Annotated in this window: 19 protein-coding genes; 14 read left to right on the top strand and 5 right to left on the bottom strand. The window is 65.0% G+C overall.

Annotated elements, in window-relative coordinates:
• Nucleotides 1-215 precede the first annotated feature (215 nt).
• The 3 genes from SIN08_RS22705 (at nt 216) to SIN08_RS22695 (ending at nt 4,421) form a co-directional block, all read left to right on the top strand.
• Nucleotides 216-1,196: a TAXI family TRAP transporter solute-binding subunit gene (locus SIN08_RS22705; RefSeq protein WP_322453900.1), complete on the top strand. Its 981-nt coding sequence runs from the start codon at nt 216-218 to the stop codon at nt 1,194-1,196.
• A 108-nt stretch (nt 1,197-1,304) separates the two neighbouring features.
• The gene (locus SIN08_RS22700; RefSeq protein ID WP_322453899.1) at nt 1,305-3,983 is read left to right on the top strand and encodes a TRAP transporter permease; all 2,679 of its coding nucleotides are present in this window, start codon (nt 1,305-1,307) and stop codon (nt 3,981-3,983) included.
• Nucleotides 3,984-3,995: 12 nt separating this feature from the next.
• A complete protein-coding gene (locus SIN08_RS22695; protein ID WP_322453898.1) occupies nt 3,996-4,421 on the top strand; it encodes a universal stress protein in 426 nt (141 codons plus the stop codon).
• Between the two features lie 108 nt (nt 4,422-4,529).
• On the opposite strand, the gene SIN08_RS22690 is transcribed toward SIN08_RS22695, so the two are convergent.
• Nucleotides 4,530-5,405: a MurR/RpiR family transcriptional regulator gene (locus SIN08_RS22690; protein ID WP_322454060.1), complete on the bottom strand. Its 876-nt coding sequence runs from the start codon at nt 5,403-5,405 to the stop codon at nt 4,530-4,532.
• Between the two features lie 103 nt (nt 5,406-5,508).
• Here SIN08_RS22690 and SIN08_RS22685 point away from each other — a divergent pair, with 103 nt between their 5' ends.
• The 11 genes from SIN08_RS22685 to SIN08_RS22635 all read left to right on the top strand — a co-directional run bounded on the left by SIN08_RS22685 (nt 5,509) and on the right by SIN08_RS22635 (nt 17,915).
• Nucleotides 5,509-6,336, top strand: a complete 828-nt coding sequence (locus SIN08_RS22685; RefSeq protein ID WP_322453897.1) for an N-formylglutamate amidohydrolase — start codon at nt 5,509-5,511, stop codon at nt 6,334-6,336.
• Nucleotides 6,337-6,343: 7 nt separating this feature from the next.
• Complete coding sequence (locus tag SIN08_RS22680; protein WP_322453896.1) at nt 6,344-6,898, top strand: TRAP transporter small permease subunit; 555 nt, start codon at nt 6,344-6,346, stop codon at nt 6,896-6,898.
• Nucleotides 6,895-8,217: a TRAP transporter large permease gene (locus SIN08_RS22675; RefSeq protein ID WP_322453895.1), complete on the top strand. Its 1,323-nt coding sequence runs from the start codon at nt 6,895-6,897 to the stop codon at nt 8,215-8,217. Before SIN08_RS22680 ends, SIN08_RS22675 begins: the two co-directional genes overlap by 4 nt.
• Before the next feature lie 74 nt (nt 8,218-8,291).
• Nucleotides 8,292-9,341 carry a TRAP transporter substrate-binding protein gene (locus tag SIN08_RS22670; protein WP_322453894.1) on the top strand — a complete coding sequence of 350 codons (1,050 nt, stop codon included), beginning with the start codon at nt 8,292-8,294 and terminating at the stop codon, nt 9,339-9,341.
• A gap of 68 nt (nt 9,342-9,409) precedes the next feature.
• The gene (locus tag SIN08_RS22665; protein ID WP_322453893.1) at nt 9,410-10,777 is read left to right on the top strand and encodes a glutamine synthetase family protein; all 1,368 of its coding nucleotides are present in this window, start codon (nt 9,410-9,412) and stop codon (nt 10,775-10,777) included.
• A 1-nt stretch (nt 10,778) separates the two neighbouring features.
• A complete protein-coding gene (locus tag SIN08_RS22660) occupies nt 10,779-12,167 on the top strand; it encodes an aldehyde dehydrogenase family protein (protein WP_322453892.1) in 1,389 nt (462 codons plus the stop codon).
• Nucleotides 12,164-13,309: an iron-containing alcohol dehydrogenase gene (locus SIN08_RS22655; protein WP_322453891.1), complete on the top strand. Its 1,146-nt coding sequence runs from the start codon at nt 12,164-12,166 to the stop codon at nt 13,307-13,309. Before SIN08_RS22660 ends, SIN08_RS22655 begins: the two co-directional genes overlap by 4 nt.
• Before the next feature lie 147 nt (nt 13,310-13,456).
• The gene (gene mgrA / locus SIN08_RS22650) at nt 13,457-14,503 is read left to right on the top strand and encodes an L-glyceraldehyde 3-phosphate reductase (RefSeq protein WP_322453890.1); all 1,047 of its coding nucleotides are present in this window, start codon (nt 13,457-13,459) and stop codon (nt 14,501-14,503) included.
• 63 nt (nt 14,504-14,566) lie between these two features.
• Nucleotides 14,567-15,625: a sugar phosphate isomerase/epimerase gene (locus tag SIN08_RS22645; protein WP_322453889.1), complete on the top strand. Its 1,059-nt coding sequence runs from the start codon at nt 14,567-14,569 to the stop codon at nt 15,623-15,625.
• 12 nt (nt 15,626-15,637) lie between these two features.
• Entirely contained in the window at nt 15,638-16,831 is a 1,194-nt protein-coding gene (locus tag SIN08_RS22640) for a Gfo/Idh/MocA family oxidoreductase (RefSeq protein WP_322453888.1), read from the top strand.
• Between the two features lie 73 nt (nt 16,832-16,904).
• Complete coding sequence (locus SIN08_RS22635; protein ID WP_322453887.1) at nt 16,905-17,915, top strand: aldose epimerase family protein; 1,011 nt, start codon at nt 16,905-16,907, stop codon at nt 17,913-17,915.
• Between the two features lie 142 nt (nt 17,916-18,057).
• Here SIN08_RS22635 and purU read toward each other — a convergent pair whose 3' ends face one another.
• The 4 genes from purU to SIN08_RS22615 all read right to left on the bottom strand — a co-directional run bounded on the left by purU (nt 18,058) and on the right by SIN08_RS22615 (nt 21,500).
• Nucleotides 18,058-18,918: a formyltetrahydrofolate deformylase gene (gene purU, locus SIN08_RS22630; protein ID WP_322453886.1), complete on the bottom strand. Its 861-nt coding sequence runs from the start codon at nt 18,916-18,918 to the stop codon at nt 18,058-18,060.
• 268 nt (nt 18,919-19,186) lie between these two features.
• The gene (locus SIN08_RS22625; protein WP_322453885.1) at nt 19,187-19,990 is read right to left on the bottom strand and encodes a 3-methyl-2-oxobutanoate hydroxymethyltransferase; all 804 of its coding nucleotides are present in this window, start codon (nt 19,988-19,990) and stop codon (nt 19,187-19,189) included.
• Nucleotides 19,987-21,180, bottom strand: coding sequence for an NAD(P)/FAD-dependent oxidoreductase (locus SIN08_RS22620; protein ID WP_322453884.1), 1,194 nt, complete (start codon nt 21,178-21,180; stop codon nt 19,987-19,989). Before SIN08_RS22620 ends, SIN08_RS22625 begins: the two co-directional genes overlap by 4 nt.
• Before the next feature lie 5 nt (nt 21,181-21,185).
• The gene (locus tag SIN08_RS22615; protein ID WP_322453883.1) at nt 21,186-21,500 is read right to left on the bottom strand and encodes a MocE family 2Fe-2S type ferredoxin; all 315 of its coding nucleotides are present in this window, start codon (nt 21,498-21,500) and stop codon (nt 21,186-21,188) included.
• Between the last annotated feature and the right edge of the window lie 137 nt (nt 21,501-21,637).

Raw genomic sequence — 21,637 nt, 5'->3', positions numbered from 1 at the left:
GACAAGCGCGCCGATTGCAACATTATGTTGCATCTTTCGCCGAATTGCGCAGTCTATCCATTGACTTGGGCGAGGGGGCAATTCACGCTCCCGGCCTGAGCCGCGCATGGCCGGTCGGGGACTCTCGCACGCGGGTACCCGGTGGCTGTTTCCCGGATCGGGAAGCGGAATACGCAACGTGCAACCAGATGAGTATGGCAACAGGGAGACGCAATATGACACCAAATCGAATTCTCGGCTTTGGTATCGCCGCGGCGATGCTCGGCGCGCTGTCGGCGGGCCAGGCGGCGGCTCAGGAGCAGCAGTTCGTGTCCGTGGGAACCGGCGGCGTGACCGGCGTCTACTATCCCGTCGGCGGCGCCATGTGCCGTCTGGTCAATCAGACGCGCCGCGACCACGGCATTCGCTGCTCGGTGGAGTCCACCGGCGGCTCGGTGTTCAATGTCAACGCCATCAAGGGCGGCGACCTCGAATTCGGCGTCGTGCAGTCGGACGTGCAGTACAACGCCTATAACGGCGAGGCCGGTTTCGCCGACACCGGCGCGCATGAAAACCTGCGTTCGGTGTTCTCGCTGCACGCCGAGCCGCTGACCGTCGTCGCCCGTGCCGACGCCGATATCGGCGAGTTCGACGATCTGAAGGGCAAGCGCGTCAATATCGGCAATCCCGGCTCCGGCCAGCGCGCGCTGATGGATCTTCTGATCGCCGAAAAAGGCTGGACGAACGCCGACTTTGCCCTGGCGGCGGAGCTCGCGCCGGCCGAGCAGAGTTCCGCGCTCTGTGACAACAACATCGACGCCTTCGCCTACACCGTCGGCCATCCGGCGGGCTCCATCGAGGAGGCCACCACCACCTGCGACAGCGTCATCGTGCCGGTCGAGGGCGAGGCCGTCGACGCACTGGTCGAGAACAATCCCTACTACTTCCAGGCGACCATCCCCGGCGGCATGTATCGCGGCAACGACGACGACGTGAACACCTTCGGTGTCGGCGCGACCTTCGTGACCTCCGCCGACGTGTCCGACGACGTGGTCTACACCGTGGTCAAGTCGATCTTCGATAACTTCGACGATTTCCGGGGCCTGCATCCGGCGCTGGAAAATCTGACGCCGGAGCAGATGGTGAGCCAGGGCAACTCGGCTCCGATGCATCCCGGCGCCGAGCGCTATTACAAGGAACAGGGCTGGCTCAACTAGGCACGGCTCACCTCCAGGGGCGCCCCACCGGGGCGCCCTTTTTCGCATTACCGCCGGGGAAGGCAGCGGCAGTGCGCAAAAAGCAAGAATCTTTCGGGGAACAGAGTGATGGCTGAGAAGTCGAACGGTGCCGCCGGCGAGCAATCGCATACGGCGGACGATTTACAGGATCTTGTCGCTTCCACCGATACCGGCGCGCGCCATCCCATCGGAACGACCGGCTATATCATTGCCGGCGTGGCGCTTTGCTGGTCGCTTTTCCAGCTCTACATCGCTTCGCCGCTGCCCTATATGCTTTCGAGCCTGACCGGGCTCAGCCTTGTCCTGAATCATGCGGAGTCCCGCGCAGTCCATCTGGCCTTCGGTCTCTTCCTTGCCTATATGGCTTTTCCCGCTTTCAGCCGCAGCCCGCGTGACCGTGTTCCCGCCCTGGACGTGGTTCTGGCGCTCGCGGCGGCGGCTTGCGCCCTGTACAACTTCTTTTTCTACCACGAATTGGCCCAGCGGCCGGGCCTTCCCATAACGCGGGATCTGATCATTGCCGGAATCGGCATGGTCTTGCTGTTGGAGGCGGCACGCCGGGCGTTGGGGCCGCCACTCGTCGTCGTTGCCCTTGTTTTCCTGGGCTACGTATTTTTCGGTTCTTCAACGCTTATTCCCGACATCATCCGCTGGGGCGGAGCGTCCTACGGGCGCGCCATGTATCAGATGTGGCTGTCGCCGGAGGGCGTTTTCGGCGTGGCGCTCGGCGTTTCGTCGGCGTTCGTCTTCCTGTTCGTCCTGTTCGGCTCGATGCTCGACCGGGCTGGCGCCGGCAATTTCTTCATCAAACTCGCCTTTGCGCTGCTCGGCCATCTGCGCGGCGGTCCGGCGAAGGCAGCGGTGCTCGCATCGATGATGACCGGCGTCATCTCCGGCTCCTCGATCGCCAACGTGGTCACCACGGGCACCTTCACCATTCCTCTCATGAAGCGGGTGGGCTTCTCTCCGGAAAAGGCCGGTTCCGTCGAGGTGGCGAGTTCGGTCAACGGACAGATCATGCCGCCCGTCATGGGGGCGGCTGCCTTCCTGATGGTCGAGTATGTCGGCATCCCCTATATCGAGGTCATCAAACACGCCTTCCTGCCGGCTGTCATCTCCTACATCGCGCTGCTTTACCTCGTGCATCTGGAAGCGGTGAAGAACGACATGCCGGTGCTGGAAAAGCGGCAGATACATCCGGCGACCGTGGCGCTCCTGCGCGCCGGCATCACGATCGCTTCGATCGTGATCCTTGCCGGCCTTACCTACTACGGCGTTTCGCTCATTCGCTACCTGCTTCCCGATGTCTCCGGCCCGGTATTGTTGATCGCCATACTCGGCATCTATGTGCTGCTCGTGTGGTATGCCGCACAAGCGCCGGATCTGGAGCTGGATGATCCGGAGGCGCCGGTGGTGGAACTGCCGCTGGCCGTCGAGGTGCTGAAGACGGGGCTGCATTATCTCCTGCCGCTCGTGGTTCTCATCTGGTTCCTGATGATCGAGCGTTATTCGCCCGGCCTTTCGGCTTTCTATGCCGTGCTGCTGCTCATTCTCATCATCCTGACCCAAAAGCCGCTCAAGGCGCTCTTCCGCGGCATGCAGTCCGATGAACAGCGTGCCGCCTTCATGGAAGGCTTCTACGATCTCGTCTCCGGCCTCATCACCGGCGCGCGCAACATGATCGGCATCGCCTGCGCGACCGCCACCGCCGGCATCGTCGTGGGCACCGTCACGCTGACGGGCATCGGCCAGGTGATGGCGGAGTTCGTGGAGTTCCTGTCGGGCGGCAACATCTTCCTGATCCTGGTCTTCACGGCCATGATCTCGCTGGTGCTCGGCATGGGCCTGCCGACGACGGCGAATTACATCGTCGTCTCCTCGCTCATGGCACCGGTGATCGTTCAGTTGGGCGCAGCAAACGGCGTGCTCATTCCGCTGATCGCGGCCCACATGTTCGTCTTCTATTTCGGCATCATGGCGGACGTGACGCCACCGGTGGGGCTTGCCTCCTTCGCGGCGGCGGCCGTGTCACGCGGCGATCCCCTGAAGACGGGCTTCACCGCCTTCTTCTATTCGTTCAGGACGGTGCTTCTGCCCTTCATCTTCGTCTTCAACACCGACCTGCTGCTCATCGATGTGGGCTTCCTCGGCGCCATCTGGGTCTTCTGTCTGGCGACGGTGGCGATGCTGATCTTCGCCGCCGCCACGCAGGGCTTCTTCATGGTCAAGTCGCGCATGTGGGAGTCGGCCGCACTTCTGCTCGTCACCTTCATGCTGTTGCGGCCCGGCTTCTTCCTCGATCTGGTGCAGCCGCCCTATGAGCAGGTCGAGCCGACGCAGATCTTCGAGGTGGTGGAGCGCGAGCCTTCCGGGGCCGGTGTCCGCCTCGTCATCCGCGGCCCGAGCTTCAACAATCCCGACGTGACGCTGGAGCGTACCATGGCCTTCGGTCTGGGCGAGGCGGGCGCCAGCGGGGAGGCGCGCTTCGAGGAGGCGATCGGCCTGCCCGTGCGCATGGAGAACGGCACGGTCGTCCTCGACGAACCGATGGACTTGAACAGCCTGGCCGCCCGCGCTCTCTCCGACATGGACTTCTACGCCGACGAGCCGGTGCAGATCACCGCGATCGAGGCGAGCACGGAGCGCATGCCGCGCGAGGTTTTCTACATTCCGGCGGTTCTCATCCTGGCGCTGGTGATGTTCCTCCAGCGCATGCGCGGGGGCACATTGGCCGGCAACCCGAAACCGAAGCCGGCCGCCGCGTGAGGAGAAGACGCGATGTACAAGGACATCCTCGTTTCCATCGATCTCGGCGATCCCGAGCACGAAAAGCGCACGCTCGAAACGGCGGTGGATTATGCCCGCACCTTCGGTAGTCGCCTGCACGTGATGACCGTCGTGCCCGACTACGGCATGTCCATCGTCGGCGGCTTCTTCCCGAAGGGGCATGAGCAGGAGGCGCTCGAGCACGCCAACCAGGCGCTGCACCTGTTCACAAAGAAGCACGTGCCGTCCGAGATCAAGCACCGCCATATCGTCGGGCATGGCTCGATCTACCGGGAGATCCTGCGCTATGCGGGCGTCGTCAAAGCGGATCTCATCGTGCTCTCGGCCAAGCGGCCGGGGCCGGAGGACTATCTCCTCGGCCCGAACGCCGCGCGCGTGGTACGCCACGCGGAGATATCGGTGCTGGTGGTGCGATAACGATTAAAGGCAGCGCTGTGGCGGATTGCGTTCAGGGCGACGCACTCAACGCACGTCATCCCGGAAAACCGCAGGTTTGTCCGGGATCCATTCCGGAACGTGGACGAGTCACACGAACTTCCGGAAGAGCCGCGTCTTGTCGAACAGCTCTTCCAACTCGTTCATGCGCGCCCGCGTCGTTTCCCAGCTTCGCGTCTCGATGGCCGCGATCAGCGCTTCGGCGATGAACAGGATGACGGCGGTCGAATCCCAGGCCGACGGCACCTCGATGCGCGCGTGGAAGCAGTGCGCGGCGTGCCGCGCGGCGGGTGAGCCCCACTGGTCGGTGAAAAGGACGATGGTGACATCACGCGCCCGTGCCATCTCGGCGAGCCGCAGGATGTCGTGTTCGTAGCGGCGGATGTCGAAGGCGACGAGAACGTCGCCGGGGCGCATGTTAAGCACGTAATGCGGCCAGCTGTTGGAGTTCGAGGCGATCTGCGTCACACCCGGGCGGATCACCTGCATGTGCGTGAAGAAGTGGTCCGCCATCGAGCGGGTGATTCGCCCGCCCACCACATGCACGTTGCGTGACTGGTCGGCGAGCAGGTCCGCCACGGCATCGAAGGTGCGCTTGTCGATCTGGTTGAGCGTCTGGCGGAGGTTTTCCGTCACCGCATCGGCGAAGCGGCTCAAGAGATGTCCCTCGAGTGCGCTTTCGGCCCACTGGTCGTGTTTGGCGATCGGGTTCGAGATGGTGGCCTGCAGCTCCGCCCGCATCGCCGCCTGCATCTCGGGAAAACCGCCGAAGCCCAGCTTCTTGGCCATGCGCACCACGGTGGGCGTGGACACGCCGGCCGATTCGGCCACTGCAGTGATGCTCTCCATTCCCAGCATGGGATAATTGTCGAGCAGTGCGTTGGCGAGCTGCCTCTCGGCCCGCGTCAGCACCTCAAATGCGCCGCGCAGGCGTTCGGCCACCGTCTTTCCGGTCCCTCCGCTCATCACCTCGCCTCTGCCGCCCCGATGGGCCATCGTTCGAATTCCTGTCCGCCTCAGAAACCCTGTAGCAAAAATTTCAGAATTAATCTTGACCGTGTGAGTGGATATGAAAAGATATTTTCGGTTTCGGCAGAAGGGCTGTGTCGTGGGTGAGCCGGGGAAACGGGTCGAAGAGGAGGCGGAGATCGTCGAGACGATCAATGCCGAAGGCGCGGGGACCGTCGTCCTCGCTTGCGAGCACGCCGCCAATTTCATTCCGCCGGAATTCGCTGATCTCGGGCTCGCGCGGGAGGCGCTGGAAAGCCACATCGCCTGGGATCCCGGCGCAAGCGCTGTGGCGCGGCACCTGTCGCGCCATCTCGATGCGCCGCTTGTCGCCCAGCGGGTCTCGCGCCTCGTCTATGACTGCAACCGCCCGCCGGACGCCGAGGCCGCAACCCCCGCCCGGAGCGAGGCCTATGCCGTGCCCGGCAATGCCGGCCTGACCGCCGCCGACCGCGCGGCGCGCACGCGGCGCTTTTACGAACCGTTCCGCGCCGCCCTTGCCGCCTGCCTCGACACGAAGATCGCGGCCGGAAAGGCCCCGGTCCTGGTCACCGTCCATTCCTTCACGCCGGTCTATTTCGGCGTTCACCGCGAGGTCGAGATCGGCATCCTGCACGACCGCGACTGCCGGCTTGCCGATGCACTGCTGGCGTCCATGCGGGGCGAGGGCGCATGGATCGTGCGGCGCAACGAGCCTTACGGGCCCCAGGACGGTGTCACCCACACGCTGGCCGCCCAGGCACTGCCGCGCCGGCTTCTCAACGTCATGCTCGAAATCCGCAACGATCTGATCGCCGATGGCAACGGGCAGGAAAATATGGCCGCGTTCCTGGCGCGGCATCTGGAGCGGGCGCTTGCCGCGCCGGCTCGGGAAATGGTGGCGAAATGAGAGCACGATGTCCCAGGCCGACCGCATGACCCGAACAGATCGAAAGGCGATCCTTCCCGGGCTGGTGCGCGGCTATGTCCGCTGGATCGACCGAGTGAACCGCGTTGTCGGTCTCTTCGCCATGTATCTCGTCGTGGCGATGATCGGCATCCTGCTGTATTCGTCCATCATGAAGGCGGTCGCCATACCGCCGCTCTGGACGCTGGAGATGGCCCAGTTCGTCATGGCCGCCTATTACATGCTGGGCGGCGGCTGGTCGCTTCAGCACGACTCGCACGTGCGCATGGACCTCATCTATTCGCTCTGGTCTCCGCGGCGGCGCGCCATGGTCGACTGCGTCACCATCCTGTTCCTGATCTTCTATCTCGGCGTGCTGCTCTATGGCGGCTTCTCCTCGACCGCCTATGCGATGCGCTACGGCGAGACGAGCTACTCCTCCTGGGCGCCTTACATGGCGCCGATCAAGATCGTCATGTGCATCGGCGTGGCGCTGATGCTTCTTCAGGCTTTCGCCCAGTTCTTCCGTGATCTGGCGCTGGCGCTCGGGGAGGAACTGCCGTGAGCTATGAAATGACGGCTGTTCTCATGTTCTCGGGCATGATGGGCCTGCTGCTTACGGGCCAGCGCGTCTTCGGCGCCATCGGCTTCGTCGCCGTCGTCTTCGCGCTCATGCTGTGGGGCACGGGCGGCTCGGAGATCGCCTTCTCCTCGGCCATGAAGCTGATGAAGTGGTATGCGCTGCTCACGCTGCCCCTCTTCATCTACATGGGCTACATGCTGTCGGAGTCGGGCATCGCCGACGACCTCTACAAGATGTTCCACGTCTGGTTCGGCCCCGTGCGTGGCGGGCTCGCCATCGGCACGATCGCGCTGATGGTCGTCATCTCCGCCATGAACGGGCTTTCCGTCGCCGGCATGGCCATCGGCGCGACGATCGCCCTGCCGGAACTCCTGCGCCGCGGCTATGACAAGGTGATGGTGACCGGTGTCATTCAGGCCGGCTCGTCGCTGGGCATCCTGGTGCCGCCGAGCGTGGTGCTCGTTCTTTACGCCATGATAGCCCGTCAGCCGGTGGGGCAGCTTTGGCTGGCAGGCGTTTTCCCCGGCCTCATGATGGCGGGACTGTTCATCCTCTATATCGCGATCCGCTGCTGGGCGCAGCCGAAGCTCGGCCCCGTTCTGCCAGCGGAGGAACGCCGCGTGCCATGGAGCGAGAAGCTCGCCCTGCTTTCGGCCGGCATCCTGCCCTTCTTCATCTTCATGGCCATGACCGGCCTCTTCGTCATGGGCTATACGAGCCTGGTCGAAAGCTCCGCCATCGGCGCGGTCTCCGCCACCATCGCCGCCGCCCTGCGCCGCCGGCTCACCTGGCAGGTCTTCCACACGACAGTGAAGAAGACGCTGTCGATCTCCTGCATGTTCATGTGGATCATCGTCGCCGCGCTGTGCTTCGGCGCCGTCTTCGACGGGCTGGGCGCCGTCAGGGCGATCGAGGGCTTCTTCCTCGACCGGCTCGGCCTGTCGCCCTGGGAGGTGCTGATCCTGATGCAGCTTTCCTATCTGATCATGGGCATGTTCCTGGACGACACGGCGATGCTGGTGATCGTGGCGCCGCTTTACATCCCGCTCGTCGACGCGCTCGGCTTCGACTTGATCTGGTACGGCGTGCTTTACACCATCACCTGCCAGATCGCCTACATGACCCCGCCTTTCGGCTATAATCTGTTCCTCATGCGCGCCATGGCTCCCCCGGAGGTGAGCCTGGGCGACATATACCGGTCCATCATCCCCTTCGTCGTGGTGATGGTCCTGGCGCTGGCCACCGTCATGATCTTCCCGCAGATCGCGCTCTGGCTGCCCCAGCACTACTACATCCGTTGAAGGAGGCACGGAATGGAGGAGGCAAGAACAAGAAGATGAAACGCAAACAGACACCAACCAGAGGAGAACAGGACATGCAGAACCGAAGGCAATTCCTGACCAAGGCCGGGCTGGCGACGGCCGCAGCAGGCTCCGCCACGCTTGCCGCACCTTATGTGAAGGCCCAGTCGCCCATCCGCTGGCGCATGCAGACCTATGCCGGCCCCGCGCTTGCCGAGCACGTCGTCGTGCCCGCCATCGACGCCTTCAACAAGGCCGCCAACGGCGAGATGGAGATAGAGCTTTACTTCGCCGATCAGCTCGTGCCGACGGGCGAGCTCTTCCGCGCCATGCAGAACGGCACCATCGACGCCGTGCAGTCGGATGACGATTCCATGGCGGCACCCGTGGATGTCTCCGTCTTCGGCGGCTACTTCCCCTTCGCCACCCGCTATTCCCTCGACGTGCCGGCGCTGTTCTACAAGCACGGGCTCGCCGAGATCTGGCAGGAGGCCTATGGCGAGGTGGAGAACGTCACCTGGCTGTCGGCCGGCGCCTGGGATCCCTGCCATTTCAACACCAAGGACCCGATCAACAGCCTGGCCGATCTCGAGGGCAAGCGCGTCTTTACCTTCCCGACGGCCGGCCGGTTTCTCTCGCGCTTCGGCGTCGTGCCGGTGACGCTGCCGTGGGAGGACGTCGAGGTGGCGGTGCAGACCGGCGAGCTCGACGGCATCGCCTGGTCCGGCATCACCGAGGACTATACGGTCGGCTGGGCCGACGTGACGCCCTACTTCCTCACCAACAACATCTGCGGCGCTTGGATCGGCCACTTCTTTGCCAATTCAGAGCGCTGGAACGAGGTGCCGGAGCACCTCCAGACGCTGTTCCGCCTGGCGACCGATTCCTCGCACTACTACCGCCAGCACTGGTACTGGGCCGGAGAGGCGGATCTGCGCGTCAACGGCGAGAAGATGCAGCTCACCACCATTCCCGATGCGGAGTGGGAGACGGTGGAGGCCGAGGCCGAGAAGTTCTGGGACGAGATCGCCGCCGAGGGTGGCCGCCGCGAGCGCGTGGTGGAGATCCTGCGCAACTATCGCGCCCTGATGCGCGAGGCCGGGCCGCCCTATCGCTACGGCTGATCGGACGCATTTACCCGGCCCCGGGACCCGTCCCGGGGCCGCCGGCCAATGACATAGGAATGACCTGAATGGCGGGAAAACTGACACTGCAGGAGTTGCGGGCGCTGGCCGGCAAGGGCGAGATCGACACGGTCCTCGTCGCCCTCGTCGACATGCAGGGCCGCCTGATGGGCAAGCGCTGCCATGTCGACTTCTTCCTCGAAAGCGCCTTCGAGGAGACCCACAGCTGCAATTACCTGCTCGCCACCGACCTCGAAATGTACACGGTGGAGGGCTACCGCGCCACGAGCTGGGAGGCAGGCTACGGCGACTACACCATGAAGCCGGACCTCTCCACCCTGCGCCGCATTCCCTGGCTCGAGGGAACGGCGCTGGTGATCTGCGACGTCCTCGACCATCACACTCACGCGGAGGTGGCGCATTCCCCGCGCGCCGTGCTCAAGCGCCAGGTGGCGCGGCTCAAGGAAAAGGGCATGCAGGCCATGATGGCCTCGGAGCTGGAGTTCTTCCTGTTCCACGATTCCTTCGAGGAGGCCGAGGCCAAGGGCTATCGCGGCCTGAAGCGCATCAGCGCCTATAACGAGGACTACCACATCTTCCAGACCACCAAGGAAGAGGGCGTGATGCGGGCGATCCGCAACGGGCTCAACGGCGCCGACGTGCCGGTGGAGAATTCCAAGGGCGAGGCCGATGCCGGCCAGGCAGAGATCAATGTCCGCTACACGGACGCGCTCACCATGGCCGACCGCCACGCCATCGTGAAGAACGGCTGCAAGGAGATCGCCTGGCAGCACGGCCGCGCCATCAGCTTCATGGCCAAGTGGGACAATGCCGCCGCCGGCAATTCCTCCCATGTCCACCAGTCGCTCTGGTCGCCCGAAGGCGAGCCGCTCTTTTATGACGCGAAGGCCGAGCACGGCATGTCGGAGCTGATGCGGCACTATATGGCCGGCCTCCTCGCCCATGCCGGCGAGATCACCTATTTCCTGGCGCCGCACATCAATTCCTACAAGCGCTTCGCCGCCGGCACCTTCGCGCCCACCAAGGCGATCTGGTCCATGGACAACCGCACCGCCGGCTACCGCGTGTGCGGCGCCGACACCAAGGCCGTACGCGTCGAATGCCGTGTGGGCGGCGCCGACCTCACGCCGCACCTCGCCTTTGCGGCGTTGATCGCCGCCGGCCTCGACGGCATCGAGAACAAGCTGGCGCTGGAGCCTGCCTATGTCGGCGACGCCTATCACGGCAAAGATGTGCGCGAGATCCCGCACACCCTGCGCGAGGCCACCGCCGCGCTCGACGGATCGGAAATGCTGCGCAAGGCGTTCGGTGACGAGGTGATCGACCACTATGTGCACGCGGCACGGTGGGAGCAGGAAGAGTTCGACCGCCGGGTGACCGACTGGGAGGTCAGGCGCGGATTTGAAAGAGCGTAACATGACGAACACACTGAAATGCATCTCACCTATCGACGGCTCGGTCTTTGCCGAGCGTCCCGTGATGGCCGTCGACGATGCGGCGCGGCTGATCGGTCGCGCCCGCGAGGCCCAGAAGGCCTGGGCGCACCGGCCGCTGGATGAGCGCATAGCGCTGGTGAAGGCGGGGATCGCCCGTCTCAACGAGATGAAGGACGAGGTGGTGCCGGAGCTTGCCTGGCAGATGGGCCGGCCCGTGCGCTATGGTGGCGAGTACGGCGGTCTCAACGAGCGCGCCGACTATATGAGCGAGATCGCCGCCCGCGCGCTCGCCCCGATCGAGATCGAGGATTCCGACCTCTTCAGCCGCGCCATCCGCCGTGAGCCGCATGGCGTGGTGCTGGTCATCGCGCCGTGGAACTATCCCTACATGACGGCGATCAACACGGTCGTGCCGGCGCTGATCGCCGGCAATGCAGTGGCGCTCAAGCATGCCACGCAGACCCTGCTCGTCGGCGAGCGCATAGTTCGCGCCTTCCATGAGGCGGGCGTGCCGCAGGAGATCTTCGTCAACCTGTTCCTCGACCATGCCGGCACCGAGGCGCTGATCTCCGGCGGCCGGTTCAACTTCGTCAATTTCACCGGTTCCGTTGGCGGCGGCCAGGCGATCGAGCGCGCGGCCGCCGGTACTTTCACCGGGCTCGGGCTGGAGCTCGGCGGCAAGGATCCGGCCTATGTGATGGAGGATGCCGACATCGACTGGGCCGTCGACGGCCTGATGGACGGTGCCATGTTCAACGCCGGCCAGTGCTGCTGCGGCATCGAGCGGCTCTATGTCGCCGAACCCCTTTTCGACGACTTCGTGGAAAAGGCGGTCGCCTGGGTGGAGAAGCTGAAGCTCGGCAACCCGCTCGAGGAGGCGACTACCCTCGGCCCCATGGCCAACCGGCGCTTCGCCGAGGTGGTGCGCGGGCAGACGGAGGACGCCGTGGCACAGGGCGCCCGCGCGCTCATCGACGCCAAGCTTTTCCCGCAGGACGACGGCGGCACCTATCTGATGCCGCAGGTCCTCGTCGACGTGAACCACCAGATGCGCGTCATGCGTGAGGAGAGCTTCGGCCCCGTCGTCGGCATCATGGCCGTCAAGGACGACGAGGAGGCGCTGACGCTGATGAACGACAGCCTCTACGGGCTCACCGCCTCGCTGTGGACCGCCGATCCGGACCGCGCCATGCGGCTCGGCGAACGGATCGAGACCGGCACCGTCTTCATGAACCGCGCCGACTACCTCGACCCGGCACTGTGCTGGACCGGCTGCAAGGCGACCGGCCGTGGCGGCGCACTGTCGGAGATCGGCTATCACAACCTCACCCGTCCCAAGTCCTACCACCTGAGAAAGCGCCAAGCATGAGCCTTACCGCCAACTGGTCCTATCCGACATCAGTCCGTTTCGGCGCGGGGCGCATCAGCGAGCTGGCGGAGGCCTGCAAGGTGGCGGGCATGACGCGTCCTCTGCTGGTGACGGATCGTGGGCTCGCCCCGCTGCCGATCACGACGAAGGCGCTCGATCTCCTGGACACGGCGGGCCTCGGCCGGGCGATCTTCGCTGAGGTCGATCCGAACCCGAACGAGAAGAACCTCGCCGCCGGCATCGAGGCTTTCAAGGAAGGCGGCCATGACGGCGTGGTGGCCTTCGGCGGCGGCTCCGGCCTCGATCTCGGTAAGCTTGTCGCCTTCATGGCCGGCCAGACGCTGCCCGTCTGGGAGTTCGAGGACATCGGCGACCTGTGGACGCGGGCGGACAGCGCGGCAATCGCCCCCATCATCGCCGTGCCCACCACCGCCGGTACCGGCTCCGAGGTCGGCCGCGCCGGCGTGCTGACCAATTCCGAAACCCATGTGAAGAAGATCATCTTCCATCCGAAGATGCTTCCAGCGATCACCATCTGCGACCCGGAACTGACCGTCGGCATGCCGAAGGCCATCACGGTGGGCACCGGAATGGACGCCTTCGCCCACTGTCTGGAGGCCTACTGCGCGCCGTCCTACCACCCGATGAGCCACGGCATCGCGCTGGAAGGCATGCGGCTCGTCAGGGAGAATCTGCCGAAGGTGTCAGCCACCCCTGACGACATTGAGGCGCGCGGCCACATGATGTCGGCGGCTGCCATGGGCGCGGTCGCCTTCCAGAAGGGGCTCGGCGCCGTCCATTCGTTGTCGCATCCCGTCGGCGCGCTTTACAACACTCATCACGGCATGACGAACGCCGTCGTCATGCCCGCGGTGCTTCGCTTCAACCGTCCGGCCATCGAGGCGCGCATGGCCCAGGCCGCCGCTTACATGGGCATTTCCGGCGGCTTCGACGGCTTCTATGACTTTGTCCTGAAGCTGCGCGCGGAACTCGGCGTGCCGGAGAGGCTGTCTGAGCTTGGCGTGGCGACCGACCGCATCGATGAAATGGTGGAGATGGCGCTGCAGGATCCCACGGCCGGCGGGAACCCGGTCAAGCTGGACAGGGAAAATACGCGAGCCTTGTTCGAAGCGGTGATTTGAAGGCATCTGGAGCAAGCTTCGTTTCCATCCCTCAGTTCATTCATGGGCTTTACGGCGGCGGAACATGAAGCCATGTTTAACGCCGATCTTTCCGCTGCCACCCTGAATCTTGGTAAGCAGCGCTTCGTTTGAGCAAAGGGACACGCGATGAGCTGGCAACCGGATGGCAACCGCTACGAACGAATGGAATACCGGCGCTGCGGCCGTTCCGGCCTCAAGCTGCCCGCCATCTCGCTCGGCCTGTGGCACAATTTCGGCGAGGACCGCGCCCACGAGGCCAAGCGGGCGATCTGCCGCAAGGCGTTCGATCTTGGCGTCACCCATTTCGACCTCGCCAACAATTACGGCCCGCCGCCCGGCTCCGCCGAGGAGGCCTTCGGCGACATCCTGCGCACGGACTTCGCCGGCTATCGCGACCAGCTTATCGTCTCCTCCAAGGCCGGCTACGACATGTGGCCCGGTCCCTACGGTGCGTGGGGCAGCCGCAAATACCTGATCGCCAGCTGCGACCAGAGCCTGAAGCGGCTCGGTCTCGACTATGTCGACATCTTCTATTCCCACCGCTTCGATCCCGAGACGCCGCTGGAAGAAACCATGATGGCGCTCGACCGGATCGTGCGTTCGGGCCGGGCGCTCTATGTGGGCATTTCCTCCTACAATGCCCGGCGCACGCGCGAGGCGGCGGCGATCCTGAAGGAGCTCGGCACGCCCTGTCTCATCCACCAGCCGAGCTATTCGCTCATCAACCGCTGGGTGGAGGAGGACGGGCTGCTCGACACCCTCGACGATCTCGGCATCGGCTCCATCGTCTTCTCGCCGCTCGCACAGGGCATGCTGACCGGCAAGTATCTGGGCGGCATCCCCGAGGAGAGCCGCGCCGCGCAGGGCAAGACGCTCAGGCAGGAGTTCCTGAAGGAGGACACCCTCGCCAATATCCGCGCCCTGAACGACATAGCCGGGCGCCGCGGGCAGAGCCTCGCCCAGATGGCTATCGCCTGGGTGCTGCGCGGCGGGCGTGTCACTTCGGCGCTGATCGGCGCCAGCCGGCCGGAACAGGTCGAGGAATGCGTGGGCGCGATCGACAATACGGATTTCAGTGACGAGGAGCTGGCGGAAATCGACCATTACGCCCGCGACGCGAACGTCAACCTGTGGGCGGCATCGGCCGAACGGGCGGGGCCGCCGCGCAAGTAATCCCGCCGCTTCACGCGGCGGGTGTGCCAACATAGAGCACAGTTATGTTTCAGGGAGGATGGAATGGCAAAGACGATGAAGGGTGCGGGCATTTTCCTGGCCCAGTTCGCAGGCGACGAAGCCCCGTTCAACACGCTGCCGAGCATTGCCCGCTGGGCGGCCGGCCACGGCTACAAGGGTATACAGGTCCCGGCCTGGGACGGGCGCCTCTTCGACCTCGCAAAGGCGGCCGAATCGAAGGACTATTGCGACGAGGTGAACGGCATCTGCCGTGAGGCAGGGGTGGAAATCACCGAGCTTTCCACGCACCTGCTCGGCCAGCTCGTCGCCACTCATCCGGCCTACGACATTCCCTTCGACGGCTTCGCGCCGGAAAAGGTGCACAACGATCCGCCCGCCCGCCAGAAATGGGCGGTCGACAACATGCTGAAGGCGGCTAAAGCCTCGCGCAGCATGGGGTTGGACGTCAGCGTCTCCTTCTCCGGCGCGCTCGCCTTCCCCTATCTCTATCCCTGGCCGCAGCGGCCGGAGGGGCTCATCGACGAAGCCTTCACGGAGCTTGCCCGCCGCTGGAAGCCCATTCTGGACGCCTATGAGGATGAGGGCGTCGACATCGGCTTCGAGCTGCATCCCGGCGAGGATCTGTTCGACGGCGCGACCTTCGAGATGTTTCTGGAGAAGGTCGACAACCACAGGCGCTGCACCATCAATTACGATCCCTCGCATTTCCTCTTGCAGCAGCTCGATTATCTGGCCTTCATCGACATCTATCACGAACGCATCTCGGCCTTCCACGTGAAGGACGCCGAGTTCAACCCGGATGGCCGCCAGGGCGTCTATTCGGGCTACCAGCCATGGGTGAAGCGCGCCGGCCGCTTCCGCTCGCTGGGCGACGGGCAGGTGGATTTCAACGGCATCTTCTCCAAGCTCGCCCAGTACGACTACGACTCCTGGGCGGTGCTGGAATGGGAGTGCGCGCTCAAGGATTCCGAGCAGGGCGCTGCCGAGGGCGCGCCCTTCATCGAGCACCACATCATCCGCGTAACAGAGAAGGCCTTCGACGACTTCGCCGGCGGCCGGACCGATAAGGCCAAGCTGCGCAAGATGCTCGGCATCGCTTAAAGGAGGGGGAAAATGGTATCAGCATCCGCAACGTCCGCCGCCGCCAGTCCGATCCGCCTTGGTATGGTGGGCGGCGGCCAGGGCGCCTTCATCGGCGCCGTCCACCGCATGGCCGCCCGGCTCGATGGGCACTACATGCTCGTTGCCGGCGCGCTCTCCTCCGATCCGGAGCGCGCCAGGGCGTCCGCCGCGGAACTCGGCCTCGACCCGGAGCGCTCCTATGGGAGCTTTGAGGAAATGGCGAAAGAAGAGGCGGCGCGCGCGGACGGCATCGAGGCCGTCAGCATCGTCACGCCCAACCACATGCACTATCCCGCTGCCAAGGCCTTCCTGGAGGCCGGCATCAATGTCATCTGCGACAAGCCGCTGACTTCCAGCCTCGACGATGCCAAGGCACTGGTCGAGGCGGTGAAGCAGAGCGGCAAGTTCTTCGTGCTTACCCACAATTATTCCGGCTATCCGATGATCCGCCAGGCGCGCCAGATGGTGCGGGATGGCGCGCTGGGCGACATCCTCCTGGTGCAGGCGGAATATCCGCAGGACTGGCTGGCCGAGCCGATCGAGGAGACGGGCCAGAAACAGGCGTCCTGGCGCACCGATCCCGCGCGTTCCGGAACCGGCGGGGCGATCGGCGACATCGGCACGCACGCCTATCAGCTCGTCACTTTTGTCACCGGGTTGAAGGCCGAGAGCGTGGCCGCCGACCTCGACAGCTTCGGGCCGGGCAGGCGCCTGGACGACAACGCCCACGTCCTGATGCGCTTCGCCGAAGGCGCGGACGGGCGCCGTGCCAAGGGCGTGCTGTGGGCGAGCCAGGTGGCGCCGGGCAACGAGAACGGCCTGAAGCTGCGCGTCTACGGCACCAAAGGCGGTCTCGAATGGGTGCAGGCCGACCCGAACTATCTCTGGTACACGCCGCTCGGCGAGCCGAAACGGCTGATCACCCGCGCCGGCGCCGGCGCCAACGAGGCCGCGGCAGTGGTGACCCGCATCCCGAGCGGCCATCCCGAAGGCTATCTGGAAGCCTTCGCCACTTTATACACGGAGGCCGCCGGCGCGCTGCGCGCAATCCGCGACGGCGGGAAGCTGCCGCAGGATCTCCTGCTGCCGACGGTCGAGGACGGCCTTGACGGCATGCGCTTTATCCAGGGATGCGTGAACTCGTCCAGGGCCGATGCGGCCTGGACGCGGCTCGGCACCTTGTGAGAGAGGCCGGGTTGGCCGGTGCGGCTGCCGCTGAGCGGTTTCGCAATTGAGCTTTGAAGCGGGGAGGGCAGGGATGGCGGGTGCGCCGCGCAAGATCGGCACTCATGAAGGGCGCGACGTTTTCGAGGCGGTGCTGACCAGCGAGACCGGCGTGGAAATCGCCGTCATGAGCTATGGCGCCGCGATCCGCGACTGGCGCGTGCCCGTGGCAGGCGGCAAGCGCACCGTCGTGCTGGGCTTCGACCGCTTCGAGGACTATCCCGCCCACAGCCCCTATTTCGGAGCGGTCGCCGGCCGCGTGGCAAACCGCATCGGCGGTTCGCGCTTCACCCTCGACGGCCGGGAATACCGCCTGCCGGCCAACGAGGGGGAGAACCATCTGCATGGCGGTCCGCGCGGCATCGGCCGGCAGGTGTGGGACATGGAGCCGCTGTCCGGCGCGGAGGGCGTGCGGCTGCGGCTCGTCAGCCCCGACGGAGAGATGGGCTATCCGGGTCGTCTGGCGATCACCGTCACCTACCAGCTCGAAGGCAATCGCCTGCGCCTCGATTTCGGCGCCGACACCGACCGGCCGACGCCGGTCAACATCGTCCAGCACAATTATTTCAATCTGATGGGCGAGGGCGATGTGCGCGATCACATGCTCGAGGTCGCCGCGGACGCCTATACCGTGACCGGCGAGGATCTCATCCCCACCGGCGAGATCCGGTCCGTTTCGGGCACGCATCTCGATTTCCGAAAGCCGCGGCGTCTATGCGATGCGGCGGGCGGGCCGCTGGCCTGCGACGACAATCTGGTGCTGGACGGTGAACGCGATCTTTCCGCCCCCGCTGCCACGGTCACCGCGCCGGACGAATCCCTGACGCTCAGGCTCTGGACCGACCAGCCCGGCATACAGCTTTATACGGGCGGGATGATGCACGTTCCCGTCCCCGGCCTTGATGGCCGGCATTACCCGCGCTTCGGTGGCCTTTGCCTGGAGGACCAGAACTTTCCCGACGCGATCAACCATCCGCACTTCCCCTCCCCGGTGATCACGCCGGAGCGGCCGTACCGGCATTGGTGCGAGATCGAGATCGGGTGAGCTATCGACTGTGCTGAATCGAAGCGCGAGGGCGCTTGGCGCTGACGGGCCCTTTCTCTCCCAACCCCGAGGTTCAGCCGTTCGACAGGCACACTGAAGGCGTTTACCTACCGCTGTGGAGATTGCGCGGCAAAACCGCGCCTCACCCCTTCGCGAACACCACCGTCTTCTGCCCATTGAGCATCACTCGACCCTCGAGATGCAACTTCACCGCACGTGCGAGCACCCGGCTTTCGATGTCGCGGCCGGCGGCGACGAGATCCTCCGCGCTCATGGCATGGGTGACGCGCTCGGTCTCCTGCTCGATGATCGGTCCCTCGTCGAGGTCCGGCGTCACGTAATGCGCCGTGGCGCCGATCAGCTTCACCCCGCGCTCGTGCGCCTGGTGGTAGGGCTTGGCGCCCTTGAAGCTCGGCAAGAAGGAATGGTGGATGTTGATGACCTTCCCGAAGAGCCGCTTGGAAAGCCGGTCCGACAGCACCTGCATGTAGCGGGCTAGCACCACCAGATCGGCGTCCGTCTCCTTGACCAGCCCAAGCAGCTTCTCCTCCTGCTCGGCCTTGTTGTCCTTCGTCACCGGCCAGTGGTGATAGACAATGCCCTCGGCTTCGGCGGTTCGCCGCGAGTCCTCGTGGTTCGACACGATCGCCGCCACCTCGGCGTCAAGCCAGCCGACGCGGATCTGGTAGAGGAGATGGAGCAGGGCATGGTCGAACTTCGAGACCAGGATGACGATCCTCGGACGGCGCGAGCGGTCGGCGAGCGCGGTCTTCATGTCGAAACGGGCGATTGCCGGCTCCAGCGCGCGGGCGATCCGGCCGCGCCCTGTGTCATCGGGAACGGTGAAGGAAATCCGCATGAAGAAGCGGTTCGTCTGCCGGTCCCAGAACTGGTTGGATTCGGCAATGTTGGCGCCAAGGGAGGCGAGTTCCGTCGTTACGGCGGCGACGATGCCCGGCCGGTCCTCGCAGGAAAGGTTTATGTCGAAGTTCTTTTCGCTCATGTGGCTGCTCTTGACGGTGAAGTGGCGCAGAATGGAGGAAGGGGCTTACACCAGCAGGCCTTGTTGGCCGCCGGCGCTGCGTCGACGTTCAGGCATGGATCCTCGGGTCAAGCCCGAGGATGACGAAAGTGCAGGCGTCTCCGCAAATCTCCGGCGTTGGCGGTTAACAGAAGCATCCCTCCATTCGTCATCCTCGGGCTTGACCCGAGGATCCATGCCTGAATGGGCCATACAGGCACAACGGTCCAGTTCAAGACTCGTTTACCCCCTATTGCGCCTCCAGCCAATCACGGAAGCGCGAAAGCACTTTCTCGTCCGTCGCGACCTTGTGCCCCGCCTCAGGATAGGCGCCGGAGCGCACGTCGCTCGCGAATTCGCGGTAGGCGCCGACGCGCTCTTCCTGAAGCCGGGCGAACTCGGCGGCAAAGTTGCGATAGGTCCTGGCATGCCTCGGTACGTGACCGGTGTTGGCGCCGAGCACATCGTCGGAGAAGAGATACTGCGCATCGCATCCGGCACCCGCCCCCATCGCGATCATGAAGAGCGTGCTGCGCTGTGCGATTTCCGTGGCGATCGCCTCCGGCACGACCTCGATCTCGGCCGCGAAGGCGCCCGCCTCCTCGAGTGCCTGCACCTGGCGCCAGACGAGCTGCGCCGTCTCCAATGTCTTGCCGACGGCCTTGAAGCCGCCCGTCCAGGTGGCCTTGGAGGGGATGAGGCCGACATGGCCGCAGACCGGGATGCCCTCCTCGGCGAGGCGACGGATGGTGTGCGTGCCTGCCGAGCAGTAGACCGCGTCCGCGCCTGCCTTGTAGAGCCGGAAGGCCCAGCGGATGAAATCCTCCGTCGTGCCGATCTCGTAGAAATTGTCGCCCGGAATGGCAAAGAGTGTGGGCGCGGCCTCGCGGAAGGCGGGATCAAGTATCAGCGGAGGCGGCACGGAGACCATGTCGATACCGGCCAGCTCCGCGGCTTCGGCTTCCTCCAGAGTCTCGACCCGCAGCATGGCCAGCGGACGCTCGCCCCTGAGCGCGCGCAGGTCCGCGACCGTCTTGCGATTGGGCTTCTTCATGCTTTCTTCTCTTTCAGTATCGTCTTGAGATTGACCGCCGGGTCGGCAAGCCGGTCGGGATCCGGTGCAATGTTCTTTTCCATGAGCATCTCGGAAATCCGGATATCCTTGGCCACCGCATTGCCCGTCCCCACGCCGCTGGCGCAGACCAACCGGCCCTGCCGGTCGATCTGGAACAGGATGAAGGCGCCGCCGCCGAGTTCGCGGCGGATATGGCCCAGCGAGGCATCGGGCAAGCCGGCGACCTGCAGCGTCAGATCGTACTGATCGGACCAGAACCACGGGATCCGGGAGAAGGCCTCTTCGGCGCCCAGCATGGCCCGTGCGGCATGCGCCCCCTGATCCTGGGCGCAGCGCCAGCTCTCAAGCCGGACGCGCGCTCCGTTCAAAGGGAAAGAGCAGCAGTCTCCGGCGGCAAAGATATTCGGGTCGCTGGTGGCGAGCCGACCGTCAACGGCAATTCCGTCGGAGATCTCAAGGCCGGCTTGAGCGGCAAGCCGCGTTTCCGGCACTGCGCCCACGCCGGCCACCACGAGGTCCGCTTCGATCATGCGGTTGTCGGCAAGGGTGATGCGGTCCCCGCGCACATCCGTGACACCGGCGCCCAGTACGAGCTCGACGCCTTCGGCACGGTGGCGCTCGGCCATGGTCTCGGCGATCTCTGGCGGAACGATGCGCGCCATAAGCCGGCCCGCGGCTTCGACGACCGTCACCTCGGCGCCGAGCTTGCGCGCGGTGGCGGCAAGCTCCAGCCCGATGAAGCCGCCGCCGATGACGGCGAGCCGGCGGCCGGGCGCCAGTGCGTCGAGAATGGCCCGGGCATCGTCGAGACTGCGCAAGGTGCGCGTCGCCTCCATGCCGGGAAAGCGGCGTGCGCGGGCGCCGGTGGCGATCAGGAGCCGGTCATAGCGAAGCGCTCTGCCATCGGTGAGCTGGACGCATCTTGCGGCGCGGTCGATGCCCTCGACGCGGCTGCCCAGCATGAGCTCTATGCCGGCCTCGGCGTAGCGCGGCTCCTCGGCAATGACCTTGGGCGTGGCCGGCGCCGTCTTGGAAAGCGGTGGGCGCTCATAGGGCAAGTGCGGTTCCTCTCCGACGAGGAAGACGCCGCCCGCATGGCCCGCCTCGCGCAGTGCGAAGGCGGCGCGCACGCCGCACTCGCCGGCGCCGATGATGACGATATCGCCCATCGCCGTCAGGCCACGTCGATGAAGACGCGGCCGTCCTCGACCTTCACGGGATAGGTCTTGAGGTTGATGCAGGCCGGCGCGCCCTTGGCCTCGCCCGTGCGGTAGTCGAAGCGGCCGTTGTGCTTCGGACATTCGATGATGTGGTCCATCACCAGCCCGTCTTCGAGGTGCACATGCTCGTGCGTGCAAAGGCCGTCCGTGGCGAAGAATTCGTCCTCGGGGCTGCGATAGATGGCAAAGGTGCGCCCGTCATGGTCGAAACGGGTCAGGTCCTCTTCATCGACAGCGTCGACGGCACATGCTTCCACCCATTGAGTCATTGGGAACCTCCCTGAGTTTTCCTGTCTTGCGTCAGCGGCGTGCCGCATCGGCTCTGGCGATGTTGGACCGGTACGGCATGGATCCTAGGGCTTGACCCGAGGATCCATGCCTGAACATCGACACGCCGCCATCGGCA

It is taken from the genome of Chelativorans sp. M5D2P16 (genome assembly GCF_034427935.1).
Lineage (GTDB): Bacteria > Pseudomonadota > Alphaproteobacteria > Rhizobiales > Rhizobiaceae > Chelativorans.
This window is presented reverse-complemented; position numbering and strand designations above follow the sequence as displayed.

Coding starts and splice junctions, on each gene's coding strand:
- mgrA (WP_322453890.1), top strand. CDS start 13,457: ATGAGCTGGCAACCGGATGGCAACCGCTACGAACGAATGGAATACCGG.
- SIN08_RS22645 (WP_322453889.1), top strand. CDS start 14,567: ATGGCAAAGACGATGAAGGGTGCGGGCATTTTCCTGGCCCAGTTCGCA.
- SIN08_RS22670 (WP_322453894.1), top strand. CDS start 8,292: ATGCAGAACCGAAGGCAATTCCTGACCAAGGCCGGGCTGGCGACGGCC.
- SIN08_RS22680 (WP_322453896.1), top strand. CDS start 6,344: ATGTCCCAGGCCGACCGCATGACCCGAACAGATCGAAAGGCGATCCTT.
- SIN08_RS22655 (WP_322453891.1), top strand. CDS start 12,164: ATGAGCCTTACCGCCAACTGGTCCTATCCGACATCAGTCCGTTTCGGC.
- SIN08_RS22660 (WP_322453892.1), top strand. CDS start 10,779: ATGACGAACACACTGAAATGCATCTCACCTATCGACGGCTCGGTCTTT.
- SIN08_RS22635 (WP_322453887.1), top strand. CDS start 16,905: ATGGCGGGTGCGCCGCGCAAGATCGGCACTCATGAAGGGCGCGACGTT.
- SIN08_RS22640 (WP_322453888.1), top strand. CDS start 15,638: ATGGTATCAGCATCCGCAACGTCCGCCGCCGCCAGTCCGATCCGCCTT.
- SIN08_RS22690 (WP_322454060.1), bottom strand. CDS start 5,405: ATGAGCGGAGGGACCGGAAAGACGGTGGCCGAACGCCTGCGCGGCGCA.
- SIN08_RS22665 (WP_322453893.1), top strand. CDS start 9,410: ATGGCGGGAAAACTGACACTGCAGGAGTTGCGGGCGCTGGCCGGCAAG.
- SIN08_RS22700 (WP_322453899.1), top strand. CDS start 1,305: ATGGCTGAGAAGTCGAACGGTGCCGCCGGCGAGCAATCGCATACGGCG.
- SIN08_RS22615 (WP_322453883.1), bottom strand. CDS start 21,500: ATGACTCAATGGGTGGAAGCATGTGCCGTCGACGCTGTCGATGAAGAG.
- SIN08_RS22625 (WP_322453885.1), bottom strand. CDS start 19,990: ATGAAGAAGCCCAATCGCAAGACGGTCGCGGACCTGCGCGCGCTCAGG.
- purU (WP_322453886.1), bottom strand. CDS start 18,918: ATGAGCGAAAAGAACTTCGACATAAACCTTTCCTGCGAGGACCGGCCG.
- SIN08_RS22620 (WP_322453884.1), bottom strand. CDS start 21,180: ATGGGCGATATCGTCATCATCGGCGCCGGCGAGTGCGGCGTGCGCGCC.
- SIN08_RS22705 (WP_322453900.1), top strand. CDS start 216: ATGACACCAAATCGAATTCTCGGCTTTGGTATCGCCGCGGCGATGCTC.
- SIN08_RS22685 (WP_322453897.1), top strand. CDS start 5,509: ATGAAAAGATATTTTCGGTTTCGGCAGAAGGGCTGTGTCGTGGGTGAG.
- SIN08_RS22695 (WP_322453898.1), top strand. CDS start 3,996: ATGTACAAGGACATCCTCGTTTCCATCGATCTCGGCGATCCCGAGCAC.